Below are 12,136 nucleotides of genomic sequence, written 5' to 3'. Positions count from 1 at the left end.
TGCAAATCTATGTTTGAAATTTTGGATTGTTTATTCAAAGGCGAATCAACAGCGCGCAAAGCGGACGCAAAAAGAGGATCACTTTTTTGTGGGGTAAACCAGAAAAATTGTTCGAGTGAAAAATAGTTCCCGTCTGCGATGAAAACCCAAGAACATCAGCAGACGGGAATATTTTCACGACCAGTGTCTCAATGGGGGGGCATTGAGACGTACCAAACAAAAGTATGGATTCATGTAGATGTTGATTTCCTTAACTACTCAAACCTAGCACACAAACTGAGGGGAGGTCGAAAAAAGTCAACAAACGATGTGGTGTTTTTACCACACGCGTCGGCGCAGTTCGGGTTAGAACAGTCAGTGGAAGTTGTAAGGAGCGCGCTGTGCCGCTTATAACGGTTGAGCAGAATTGACGGGTTTTGACCTGTCTTCCGGGTACCTGTCGGCTGCGGGTGATACGGGGCTCTAGGAGCAGTCTGTTGATCTGCCTGCCAGGTGCTGCTGAATCCATTGGATCAGCGAATCTGCCACCTGGGTCTTTTCGCCTGAATAAGTGGCGACGATATCCTGGCTCTGGTCAATGACTTCCACGAAGTTTTCCGAGGAGCCGATGGCGGTCACGCTGTTGAGTACGATGGCGTCGCATTTTTTGCTGTAGAGTTTACGAACGGCGTTGAAGCGGGCATCCTGGGACTCCAGCGCGAAGCCCATCACCCAGCGATTCCCTTTCTGGGTTCCCAGTTCTGCCAGCACATCGATCGTTTCAATCAATTCCAGGGTGATGGCTTCACCGGTCTTGGCGATTTTGCCGGGTTTGCGGGTTTTGATCCGATAGTCGCAGACGGCGGCAGTGCCGATCACACCATCACAATTGGGGAACAGCTTTGCACATTGAGCGAACATCTCATCCGTCGTCTCGACCTGGTATAGCTCACATCCGGCAGGGGGAGAAATTGTGACAGGGCCTGAAACCAGCGCGACTTCATGACCGGCGGCAATCGCGGAGCGAGCCAAAGCGTATCCCATCTGTCCGCTGCTCGCGTTGGAAAGATAGCGAACATCATCCAGATATTCTCGTGTGGGACCAGCTGTGATCAGGATTCGCATTTGAGCATCATTCAAAAGGATGAAATCGAAGCAGGGCAGAGCGGTTTCGAATTACCCCAGTAGTTCTTCGATTCGGGTTAATATCTCAGCGGGTTCTGCCATCCGTCCTTTCCCGATCACGCCACAGCTTAGCCAGCCTTCACCAGGGTCTACGATCTGAATTCCGTCTGCCTGCAGCTGTTTCAAATTTCGCTGAACCGATGCTTTCGCCCACATGTCCGCGTTCATCGCAGGGGCCAGAAGAATCGGCGCGGTGCAGGTCAAAGTCAGGGTGGAAAGCAGATCGTCCGCAAAGCCCTGCGCCATTTGTGCCATGATGTTAGCCGTTGCCGGCGCGATGACAAACAGCTCGGCTCTTCTGACCAGACCGATATGTTCCCCCTGAAAATGTTCCCGGGGGGAAAATCCATCCTGGTAGACCGGGCGGCCCGTGAGGGCTTCGAACGTGGTCGCGCCAATGAATTTCTGCGCGGCCTGTGTCATTACCACACTGACGGCTGCCCCTTTCTGGACCAGTTTACTGGCCAGGTCAGCCGTCTTGTATGCGGCAATTCCTCCAGAAACACCTAAGAGAATTTCACGCCCCTGCATGGGTTTGTTTCCGGTGCTCATGGTTCTGAATCAGTGCGTTAGACCAGGTCTTCCAGGCTGGGACCTGCATCGTCATATTCGATGGCATCCAGTGGGTTTCCATCGTCTGTGACTGCCACTTCACCAGATTGATCGAGATAGATTTTGTCTTCCATGATTTCCTGAACCACAATTTCCATGTGATTTTTGGTCTGCATCTCAACCAGTGGTCGTGCACCCCGGTTCAACGCGACGATCCGCTTTTGAATGAGTGAAGACAGTTTGAAACGTCCGCCAACTTTATTGACGATTTCTTCTTCTTTAAATTCTTCCAGCATTAATTTCTTGCTCCCGTTGTTTCAGGATGGTGCCGATTTCTGTGACGGCACGTTCCAGATCGTCATTGATAATGACATGACTATAGTATTGGGCCTGCTCCAGTTCCTTGCGAATTGTTGCCAGCCGTTTTTCGATTACTGCTTCTGATTCAGTTCCCCGGTTGCGGATCCGTTTCTCATATTCTTCATCGGAGGAGGTTCTGACGAAGAGGGTAATGGTCTGGGGGAACTGCTCTTTCAGTTTAAGGGTCCCCTGCACATCAATTTCCAGAAAAGGCCAGCCCCCTTCTTCCGCTGCCCGGCCCACTTCTGATTTTAACGTACCATACCAGTATCCCAACCCATGAACCTGTTCACATTCGAGGAATTCGTTATTTTCCTGTTGTTTTTCAAATTCTTCTGTCGTGAGGAAATAGTAATCTTCGCCATCCACTTCCCCTTTTCGACGAGGTCGTGTCGTGGCTGAGATCGCTTTGATCAATTTGACCGGACAATCCTGCATCAGCCGATTGACAATGGTGGTTTTCCCACTGGCCGTCGGGCCGGAAAGCACAACAATCGGAATGTCCGGTGGAATACAGGCTTGGGGTTCAGACACTTGGCAAAGCTCCAGAGTAATCGTTGTGTGGTCTCTCGATTCAATCTCAGTGAGATCAATAAGTCTATTCTATTCAACGTTCTGGACGTTTTCTCTGATTTTCTCAACAGCCAGTTTCATTTCGATCACGGCATGGGAAATCTCAACATCGTTGGCTTTCGAGCCGATCGTATTAATTTCGCGGAACATCTCCTGCACCAGAAATTCCAGTTTTTTTCCCTGAGACGTCTTTGCTGCAATAATTGTATCAAATTGTTCTAAATGGCAGTTGAGCCGGCTGATCTCTTCGTTGATGTCACAACGATCTGCAAACATGCTGACTTCCCGGATCAGGCTGTCAGGATCCAGTTCGACTTCCTCATCTTTGAGTAGATCTGTCAGTCGTTGATGCAGCCGATCGCGGTAGCTTGTGACGACACGTGGCGCCTTCTCTTTGACTACGTCAAGTTGCTGGCGAATGATCTGATTACTGCTTTCCAGATCTGCCTGGGCTGATTCCCCTTCTTTCATGCGAAACTCGGTAAGTTCCTTCAATGCGCCGCGAATGGCCTGTTCAATCAAAGGCCAGTCCGACTCAGGGGTATGGGAACGCGAGTAATTGTCGATTGCTGCACCGGGTAACGTTAACAGGTGATCGATACGATCGGGCAGGGGAGTGTGGCAGACTTCGGACAGGTGTTTGAGCTGTTCCCAATACTGTTTAAGGACTTCTTCGTCCAGCAGGTAATCGCTGGTCCGGTCCAGACTGTCAATTCGCAGCGTGAGGTTCACAGTCCCGCGAGAGACCGAGCCCCGAATCAATTTTTCGATCTGGCTTCCCAGTTTAGCGTAGAAGTCCGGATAGCGAGTAGAAACTTTCAGGTAACGATTGTTGACAGTACGTAGCTCCGCATGGACCGAGAGCCGGTCGTTTTCTGCGGTCGCACTTCCAAAACCAGTCATGCCCAGCAGCACAACACACTCTTTTCTGATTAACAGGAATGATATGAGGTTTAGAGAACCAGCAAAACTTGGCTGAACACGAGGTTCAGCTGAGTTGACTATTCTGACTTGGGTTGAGATTCGGTTGTCTCAGGTTTCGCAGGAGTTTCCTGTTTTTTGTCTGCTTCAGGAGCAGGCTCGCTGGCTGGTTCAGCCGGCTTGGTCGCCTTGTCTTCTGTTGCTGCCGGCTTTTTCTCTTCAGCGGGTTTTGACTCTTTTTCAGCGAGGTCTTTGGGAGGTGTGAATTCCGGGCCGCCTGCCGGTTTTTCATCCGTCGCAGGGGTCTCTTCTGTTTTCTCACTGTCGTCAGAGCTGATTGCAGTTTCCTCAGAAACGGCACTACCGCCGCTGTATTTTCCGGAACTGGCGCGTGTGGTAATCCCCGAGACTCCAGCCAGGATGACCCAGATTACAGCCATGATAATCGTGATTTTAGTGAAGACATCACCGGCTTTGGTTCCCAGTGCGCTTTGACCACCGGCACCACCGAAGGCCCCTGCCAGACCACCGCCGCGGCCTTTTTGCAGCAGGATGATGATGATCAGGAGGACTCCGAAGAACATCAGAAATGTCATCAGTATGGTAGCAGGATCCGTAATGGCTTCCAGGAACGTCGCAAAAATCATTGTGTCATCCTAAATGGCTTATAATATCTTCTGTACGAGTTGATCGAGAGTCACCCGCAGTTGATCAAGTAAGATCGCCTGCATCATACAGTAATGGCATACGGTCTGTAAATCGATTCTGGAATCGGAGTGTTGTCAAAATGGCAGAAACTCTGGACTATTCTGCAGATAACGCCACAGCAGCCTGGATGATCGGGATAAAGAGCTCTGCTTTTAGACTCGCTCCCCCTACCAGTGCGCCATCGACGTTCTCCTGGGAAAGCAGTTCTTTTGCGTTATCCGGTTTGACACTACCGCCGTACAGAATCCGGGTTGCGTCTGCTATTTCCGCAGAATACTGGTCTTTTAACCAGTTTCTCAGGTAGAGATGTGCGGCTTCAGCCTGTGCGGGGCTTGCTGTTAAACCGGTTCCGATTGCCCAGACTGGTTCATAAGCAATGACGATCTGCCCGAAAGCAGCTCCGTCGACTCCTGCCAGGCCACCTGTCATCTGAGTGTTGAGCACTGATTCTGTCTGGTCTGATTCACGTTCACTCTGTAATTCACCAACACAGAGAATCACCTGCAGACCCGCTTCGAGGGCTTTTTTGACCTTGAGATTGATATCAGCGTCTGTTTCCTTCAGGACATGGCGTCGTTCACTGTGCCCCAGAATCACGGAGCGGCAACCAATATCTGTCAGCATTTCCGTCGAGGTCTCACCTGTGAAGGCCCCCGGGGCTTCGTGATAGCAGTTTTGTGCACCATAGCCAACGCCTGAGCCTGTGACGACATCCCCAATGGTGGTCAGGTAGGGAAAAGGAGGGCAGACCAGAACTTCAACGGCAGGATTTTCAGAGGGTACTTCTGATGCCAGGGCCTGAGCCAGCTGTGCACCGGATTCTTTGGTGGTATTCATTTTCCAGTTACCGGCTACAAGGAAGCGACGCATGATTAATCCTGTGATTGAAGTTAAAGGTGAATGTTGGTCGTGACTGTACAGAAACTGATTTCGACAGGAATTCAGAGACATACAGAAACGAAAAGGAGCCGTGATTGCTAAAATCGTTTTTAATCACGCTCTTAAGCAGCAGGCTGAGCTGCAGCATAAGTTATTGATTCAAACGCAATGATTCAAGGATTTGAGCTGAAAATCCTGAAATGACCCCTGTTTTCACGGAATTCTCATGGATCAGGCGAGTCAGGGGGCTCGATTGCCGCGTTCCTGTTACTCCAGAATCCCACTTCGGGGGTAAGAACCCATTGTTTCCAGGCGAACGACCCGCTTCTGCAGTTCGTTCAAGGTCCGTTTGATATGGGGTTCCTGTACATGGCCTTCAAAATCTATAAAGAACAGATATCCCGGCTCTTCTCCCCGCAGTGGGAAGGACTCAATCCAAGTCAGGTTGACCTTGTTTTTCTTGAAGATCTGCAACGTATCAGCCAGGGAGCCGGCTTTGTGGGCAATTTGTACCAGGATCGCGGTACGATCTTTGCCAGTGGGGTTGCAGACCTCTTCACCAATCACGGCAAACCGTGTGACATTGTTGGCATTGTCTTCAATGCCTTCCACGATGATCTGCAGGTCGTATTCCACGGAGGCCTGGTGACTGGCAACCGCTGCTGCACCTGGTTTGGTTGCTGCCAGCTGCGCGGCAGTCGAAGTACTGGTGACTTCATGCAGGTGTGCCTGAGGCATGTTTCGAGAGAGCCACTCGCGGCATTGTGAGAGTGCCTGCGGTTTACTGTAAATTTCGGTGATTTCACTCCGTTCACAGCGTGCCAGCAGGTTGTGGTGGATGGCTATCAGAACTTCCCCGCAGATTCGCAGCGGAAGCCGGGTGAACATATCGAGTGTGTCAACAACCCGTCCGTCGGTGCTGTTTTCAATGGGGACTACGCCAAACTCGGTGTTCCCCCGGTTGACTTCTTCAAAAACGGCACCAATGGTGTTTACGGGAACCATGTCGGCTCCTTCACCAAACCGTTCCAGGGCAGCCAGGTGAGTATAGCTGTAAGCAGGGCCCAGGTAGGCCACGCGTTGTGGATGGATCTGTCTGCGGGCCGAGCTGAGGATCTGGCGAAAAATTCCCCGGATCGCATTATTGGTCAGTGGGCCAGAACTGTTCAGCTTTTCAATCGTTTCACGCAGTTCTTCATCTGCTTTGGGGTCAAACATCGCCTTGCGGGGCTCGGGATCAGATTTGATCTGTTTGATGGTCATCGAGCAGCGTTTGTTGACCAGTTTAACAAGCTCTCGGTCAATTTTTTTTAGTTCTGACTGAAGCGATACGGGACTTCGTTTTGTGCTGGCTTGGACCACTTTTTTCTTGGCTGACGACTTCGGCTTACTGACTGAAGTTCGTTTATTAACCGCTTTTTTCTTGGCCATCGGAATCTTTCAGGATGTGAGTCTCGTTTCTGTCTCTCAGAAAATTAACCGCAGCCAGATCACACGCCTTCCCTGGTTGTGTTTCGTTGCTTACTGCCAGTTTCACAATTGGATTACAATCCCTTAAGAATTGATTAACTTCGGATTTCTCCCGAATCTCATTCTTGAATAAATCGCTTAAGATATTATATAATAATCATTTAGAGGCGTTTTGGTTAGAAGCAGGGTTCATTCTGTATTAGAGGCTTACCTGTCACCGGTTTGGTCTTCAATTGTTCTAGTTTGTACCGCCACGTTTAGGGACTGTCAAGCGGTTAGGCCTGACCTGTGAACTGTTTAGCCTTTATTCCAGCGGGTTGGATGATTTGACTGCCATTATGTCATTTTGGCCTGAAGGCAGAACAAGGGGGGGGCGGTGTCAAATTGGCAGTGTCTGGCTGGTGGATTTAGTTATGCAAAAAGTGTCTTGGTTAATAAGTTGTTGTCATTAAATGATATAGGTGTTTTTTTTGTGATAGTGTTCAGCTTGGCACACTCATTGCTGTCTAGTCATGGCAGCCTGTGTTTTCAGGCCGAATTGAACGAAACATTGAATTACAAGATTGGGATGTATGAGGCGGGGAGAGTTTTCCCTTGTTTGAGCTTTGTACAGATCTGAAATACGAATAAGGAAAGAGGGGAAACTCACATGTCGTCTCAAGGTGAAAAAATCATCGGTATTGATTTGGGTACAACCAACTCGGTGGTATCTATCATGGAAGGTGGGGAAGCGAAAGTAATCCCGAACCTGGAAGGGAATCGTATCACTCCCAGTGTTGTGGCCTTTACTGATAAGGGAGAGACTCTGGTGGGGGAACCTGCTAAGCGTCAGGCGGTTACCAACCCTAAGAATACGGTTTACTCGGTCAAACGCTTTATGGGACGTCGTCATAACGAAGTCCAGAGCGAAGAAAAAATTGTCCCCTACGGGATTATTGGTGGACCGGAAGATTACGTCAAAATTGAAGCGGGTGGCAAAACTTATACGCCCCCTGAAATCTCCGCCTCCATTCTGCGGAAGCTGAAAGAGGCAGCCGAAAGCTATCTGGGTCATAAGGTCAATAAAGCGGTTGTCACCGTCCCCGCTTACTTCAATGATGCTCAGAGGCAGGCGACAAAAGACGCCGGTCAGATTTCGGGTCTGGAAGTTTCTCGAATCATCAACGAGCCCACCGCGGCTGCTCTGGCTTACGGTCTGGAGAAAAAGAACGACGAAAAAATCGTGGTGTTCGACTTCGGTGGTGGTACGTTTGACGTTTCGGTTCTCGAAGTGGGCGATGAAGTCATCGAAACTTTGAGTACCAACGGCGATGGTCACCTGGGGGGGGACGACTTCGATGAAGAGCTGATCAATCATATTGCAGACTCGTTCAAAAAAGAGCAGGGAATTGATTTGCGTGGTGACGCGATGGCGTTGCAACGTCTGCGGGAAGCTGCTGAAAAGGCGAAGAAGGAACTGTCCTCTTCACAGGCGACAGACATCAATCTGCCGTTCATCACAGCTGACAGCAGTGGTGCCAAGCACTTGCAGATGGCAATTACCCGGGCTGAGTTTGAGAAGCTGATTGATCCGCTGGTAGAACGTTGTCGTCAACCAGTGGAACAGGCAATGAAAGATGCGGGCCTCAGTCCCAGCGAGATTGATGAAGTCGTGCTGGTCGGTGGTTCAACCCGTGTTCCCAAGGTGCAGGAGTTCGTCAAGAAGATCTTCGGCAAAGAGCCTCACAAAGGGGTCAACCCTGATGAAGTCGTGTCAATTGGTGCTGCGATTCAAGGGGGAATTATCTCTGGTGATGTTCAGGATGTGGTGCTGCTCGACGTGACACCGCTGTCTCTGGGGATTGAAACCGAAGGTGGCGTGATGACCAAACTGGTCGAACGTAATACGACCATTCCTGTGACGAAAGATCAGGTATTCTCGACTGCTGCCGATAACCAGACCGCTGTGACCGTTCGGGTGTTCCAGGGCGAACGACAGATGGCCAGCGACAACCGGTTGTTGGGTCAGTTTAATCTGGAAGAGCTTCCTCCGGCTCCACGTGGCGTCCCACAGATTAAGGTTGTGTTCGATATCGATGTAAACGGTATTCTGAATGTGTCAGCTAAGGATGTTGCGACAGGCAAGGAAACATCGGTTAAAATCGAACAGTCGAGTGGTCTGTCTGAATCTGAAATCGAAGATATGAAGAAACAGGCGGAAGCACACGCTGATGAAGACAAGAAGAAGAAAGAGCTGGCTGAAGCAAAGAACAACGGTTCCCGCATCGTTTATGATGTCGAAAAACTGTTGAAAGAGCATGCGGAAAAGATTGATGAATCTTCGAAGTCAGCGATCGAAGCATCTGTCAAGAAGGTTAACGATGCCCTTGAAACGGAAGACGTTGCTGCCATCAATTCGGCTTGTGAAGAATTGCAGCAGGCCACTCATGCTTTCACCGAGCAGATGTATAAAGAGAGCCAGGAAGCCGCTGGTGCCGAAGGGGCAGCTCCGGAAGCTGGTGCTGCTGCATCCGATGAAGAGGATGTCATTGATGCAGAGTTTGAGAAAAAGGACTGATTGGTTCTGAGGATAAGGAACGGGGCTCAGGAATCGTCTTGAGCCCCGGATTCCGCACCTGAAATTCATTTCTGCATGACTGTTTATTTCAGTTTCAAGCCACTAATCAGATTCAAAAAATTTTCCCTTCCCCGAATCTGATTCACTTAAAATTTATTATTCGAGCACTGCTTACCGACCAGTTATCTGATATGATAATTCAGGCTGTTGAGTTGCTGCGCAGGTTAACAATAGAACGGAGGAGTGTGATGGCATTTCGATTTGAAAAGTTGACTGTGAAGGCCCAGGAAGCCGTCCAGCGTGCTCAGCAGACTGCTGAAGATTTTGGGCAGCAGGAAATTAAACCGTTGCATCTGCTCAAAGCTTTGCTGGATGAAGAGCAGGGGGTCGTTAAACCACTGATTCAAAAGATCGGTGCTAATCTGCCCCAGTTGCAGAAAATGGTCGATGATGAAATCAATCGCCTGCCGAAAGTCTCTGGAGCAACCATGCAGGTGGGCGTTGGTCAGGCGTTGCTCAAAATATTGCAGGCAGCGCAGGATCGTGCTGATCAGATGCAGGACAACTTTGTGTCGACAGAACATCTTCTGCTGGCTTGTACGACAGTCGATGAGCAGCCTAAACGAATTCTGGAACTGAACGGAATTGAAGAGGATGACGTGCTCTCTGCTTTACAGGCGGTTCGTGGTGGGCAGCGTGTGACAGATCAGAGTCCTGAGGAGAAGTATCAGTCACTCGAGCAGTATGGTAAAGATCTGGTCGAAATGGCCAGGCAGGGGAAGATTGATCCGGTGATCGGACGTGATCAGGAGATCCGCCGTGTCATTCAGATTCTCTCACGTCGTCGAAAAAATAATCCGGTTCTCATCGGTGAAGCCGGCGTCGGTAAGACCGCCATAGTGGAAGGACTCGCGCATCGGATTGTGATGGGCGATGTTCCGCAGAACCTGAAAAACAAACGTGTGGTTGCCCTGGATATGGGCGCGTTGATTGCGGGGACCAAGTATCGAGGGGAATTTGAGGATCGTCTGAAGGCGGTGCTGAAAGAGATCGAATCAGCGAAAGGGCAGATTATTCTGTTCATCGACGAACTGCATACTGTTGTGGGGGCAGGCGCAGCGGAGGGGGGCGCAGATGCCTCGAATCTGCTGAAACCCGCTCTCGCGCGTGGTGAACTGCATTGTGTCGGTGCCACCACGCTGGACGAGTATCGCAAATATATTGAAAAAGACCCGGCGCTGGAACGACGTTTTCAGCCGGTGATGGTGACTGAACCGACGGTGGAAGACACGATTTCCATCCTGCGGGGGTTGAAAGAACGCTACGAAACGCACCACGGCGTGCGGATCACCGATGATGCATTGATCAATGCCGCGACTTTGTCGGATCGGTATATCAATGATCGATTTCTGCCTGACAAAGCGATTGACCTGGTTGATGAAGCGGCCAGCCAGTTGCGGATGGAGATGGATTCCATGCCTGCGGAAATTGATGAGGCAACCAGGCAGTTGACCCGAATGCAGATCGAGGCGGCTGCCCTGGCAACAGAAACGACGCCTGACAGCCAGGAGCGGTTGAAAGAACTGCGCAAGCAGATCGCTGATCGTGAAGAAAGTGTCAATGCGCTGAAGACGCGCTGGGAAACGGAAAAAGAGGCACTGTCGGGGCTGCAGCCTTTGAAGGAAGACATTGATCGGCTGAATACCGCTTATGAGCAGGCGTTTCACCGGGCGCAACAGACGAACTCCAACGAGGACTATTCGCAGGCGTACAATGCAGAGCAGGAGTTAAACGCCGCGCGTCAACGACTGACCGAGACGGAACAGCGTGTCACTGAACTCGGGGATGTCAGTGGAGAGCGATTGCTGCGTGAGGAAGTCACTTCGGAGGATATCGCCAAGGTCATCAGTATGTGGACCGGGATTCCGATTTCGAAGATGCTGCAGGGGGAACGTGAAAAACTCCTGCGGATGGAAGACGAAATTCACAAGCGGATGATCAATCAGAATGAAGCCGTACACGCGGTTTCCAATGCGGTGCGACGCTCACGCTCCGGTTTGCAGGACCAGAATCGACCGATCGGTTCGTTCATGTTCCTTGGGCCGACGGGGGTGGGGAAAACCGAGCTGTGTAAAGCGCTGGCTGGTTTTCTGTTTGATGATGAGCGCAGCATGATTCGCATTGATATGAGTGAATTCATGGAAAAGCATTCCGTAGCACGTCTGATTGGTGCGCCTCCCGGGTATGTTGGCTATGAAGAAGGGGGCCGCCTGACGGAAGCGGTACGACGGCAGCCTTACTCGGTCGTGCTGCTGGATGAAGTCGAAAAGGCACACCGGGATGTATTTAATATCCTGCTGCAGCTTCTGGATGACGGACGCCTGACGGACAGCCACGGGCGAACTGTGGATTTCTCGAATACGATTGTAGTGATGACCTCGAATATCGGCAGTCAGACGATTATGGATCTGTCTGGTAAGGAAGACGAGGCTCTGATTCAGAATCGTGTCATGGATGCATTACAGCATGAGTTTCTGCCGGAGTTCCTGAATCGAATTGATGAAGTGATTGTATTTCATCCGTTAGGGCGGGAAGAAATTCGCCAGATTGTGGACCTGCAGTTACAGAACCTTTCCCGGTTGGTGGGAGAGAATGGTTATACTCTGGAAGTTTCCACTGCTGCCAAAGACCTGCTGGCGGAGGAAGGCTATGATCCGGTGTATGGGGCGCGTCCCTTAAAGCGGGCGATTCAATCTAATATTCAGAATGAACTGGCCAACAAACTGCTCTCCGGGGATTTTGAGGAGGGGGCCACAATTCATGTGGATGCGCATGAGGGGTTGTTTTTGTTCTCCGGAAGATAAACCTTCCAGCTCAGGCAAATCGCAATCAGCCCCGGAAGTGGTGCCGGGGCTGATTGATTTTAAAGCCGGTATTATATAGTGCGCATGA

Annotated in this window: 10 protein-coding genes; 2 read left to right on the top strand and 8 right to left on the bottom strand. The window is 50.5% G+C overall.

The window, feature by feature from the left end:
- Positions 1-462: 462 nt before the first annotated feature.
- The 8 genes from ACN0YH_RS07185 to pheA form a co-directional block, all read right to left on the bottom strand.
- The gene (locus ACN0YH_RS07185; protein ID WP_417378880.1) at positions 463-1,104 is read right to left on the bottom strand and encodes a phosphopantothenoylcysteine decarboxylase; all 642 of its coding nucleotides are present in this window, start codon (positions 1,102-1,104) and stop codon (positions 463-465) included.
- 51 nt (positions 1,105-1,155) lie between these two features.
- Positions 1,156-1,716 (bottom strand): flavoprotein, encoded by a 561-nt coding sequence (locus ACN0YH_RS07180; RefSeq protein WP_417378879.1) that lies wholly within the window; start codon positions 1,714-1,716, stop codon positions 1,156-1,158.
- Between the two features lie 17 nt (positions 1,717-1,733).
- The gene (locus ACN0YH_RS07175) at positions 1,734-2,012 is read right to left on the bottom strand and encodes a DNA-directed RNA polymerase subunit omega (RefSeq protein ID WP_417378878.1); all 279 of its coding nucleotides are present in this window, start codon (positions 2,010-2,012) and stop codon (positions 1,734-1,736) included.
- Positions 1,996-2,610: a guanylate kinase gene (gene gmk, locus ACN0YH_RS07170; protein WP_417378877.1), complete on the bottom strand. Its 615-nt coding sequence runs from the start codon at positions 2,608-2,610 to the stop codon at positions 1,996-1,998. The genes ACN0YH_RS07175 and gmk overlap by 17 nt, the downstream gene beginning before the upstream one ends.
- A gap of 69 nt (positions 2,611-2,679) precedes the next feature.
- Entirely contained in the window at positions 2,680-3,564 is an 885-nt protein-coding gene (locus tag ACN0YH_RS07165) for a YicC/YloC family endoribonuclease (RefSeq protein ID WP_417378876.1), read from the bottom strand.
- Positions 3,565-3,650: 86 nt separating this feature from the next.
- Positions 3,651-4,217, bottom strand: coding sequence for a preprotein translocase subunit SecG (secG, locus tag ACN0YH_RS07160; protein ID WP_417378875.1), 567 nt, complete (start codon positions 4,215-4,217; stop codon positions 3,651-3,653).
- 157 nt (positions 4,218-4,374) lie between these two features.
- Positions 4,375-5,148: a triose-phosphate isomerase gene (gene tpiA, locus ACN0YH_RS07155; protein ID WP_417378874.1), complete on the bottom strand. Its 774-nt coding sequence runs from the start codon at positions 5,146-5,148 to the stop codon at positions 4,375-4,377.
- A 276-nt stretch (positions 5,149-5,424) separates the two neighbouring features.
- Positions 5,425-6,588 carry a prephenate dehydratase gene (gene pheA / locus ACN0YH_RS07150; RefSeq protein WP_417378873.1) on the bottom strand — a complete coding sequence of 388 codons (1,164 nt, stop codon included), beginning with the start codon at positions 6,586-6,588 and terminating at the stop codon, positions 5,425-5,427.
- 688 nt (positions 6,589-7,276) lie between these two features.
- Here pheA and dnaK point away from each other — a divergent pair.
- Entirely contained in the window at positions 7,277-9,184 is a 1,908-nt protein-coding gene (dnaK, locus tag ACN0YH_RS07145; RefSeq protein WP_417378872.1) for a molecular chaperone DnaK, read from the top strand.
- Positions 9,185-9,432: 248 nt separating this feature from the next.
- The gene (gene clpB, locus ACN0YH_RS07140; protein WP_417378871.1) at positions 9,433-12,048 is read left to right on the top strand and encodes an ATP-dependent chaperone ClpB; all 2,616 of its coding nucleotides are present in this window, start codon (positions 9,433-9,435) and stop codon (positions 12,046-12,048) included.
- Positions 12,049-12,136 lie beyond the last annotated feature (88 nt).

Source organism: Gimesia sp., from assembly GCF_048262075.1.
Lineage (GTDB): Bacteria > Planctomycetota > Planctomycetia > Planctomycetales > Planctomycetaceae > Gimesia.
Note: the sequence above shows the minus strand (reverse complement) of the source record. Positions and strands in the feature narration are given on the sequence as shown.